Genomic DNA, 557 nt, shown 5'->3' on the forward strand with positions numbered 1-557 from the left:
CCGCTACGGACAGCGAAGCGGAAAAGGCCCTGCTCGATTTCGTGGCAGGCTTTCGCGACGGGCATCTGTCGCCCTTGCCCCGGCTGACCGCGCCGACCGTCGCCGTTGCCCCCGAACCGGAAGATGCACCGCTGGTCGCCGGGGACGCGCGCACCGGCTGCGCAGCGCTCGACTATGCTGCGACCAGCCCGATCGCGTTTTCGCTGCCCTTCGAAAGCCTGCCGGGCTTCGTCTTGCTCGGTGACGGGCTGAGCGCGCCCTTCCGTGTCGGCCTGATCCCCGCGCCGGACGGCGGCAAGATCGGGATCGTTCGTATCCAGGCGTTCCGGTCGACCGCATTTCCAGTGCTGTGCACGCGTGCCTGGGCTGCGCTCGAAGCTGCGGGCAAGCCGCTTGCCCGTCGCGCGATCGAGGACGCGGCGAGCGACCTGTGGTTCGCCGCCCTTGCCGAGGCGTTGGCAAAGCTGCGCGAGCAAAAGGTCGTCGCCGTGCTCGTGGACGTCGGCAACAATAGCGGCGGCGATGACAGCGGCGACTGGATGCCGCGCATGTTCACT

The 557-nt window shown here is 68.8% G+C and carries 1 protein-coding gene; it reads left to right on the top strand.

Translation table 11 applies throughout. From position 1 onward, the window contains the following. The coding region (locus tag SAZ01S_RS24195) for a hypothetical protein (RefSeq protein ID WP_218018171.1) at positions 1-557 on the top strand (557 nt) is incomplete at both ends.

This window comes from Sphingomonas azotifigens NBRC 15497 (assembly GCF_002091475.1).
GTDB classification, from domain to species: domain Bacteria; phylum Pseudomonadota; class Alphaproteobacteria; order Sphingomonadales; family Sphingomonadaceae; genus Sphingomonas; species Sphingomonas azotifigens.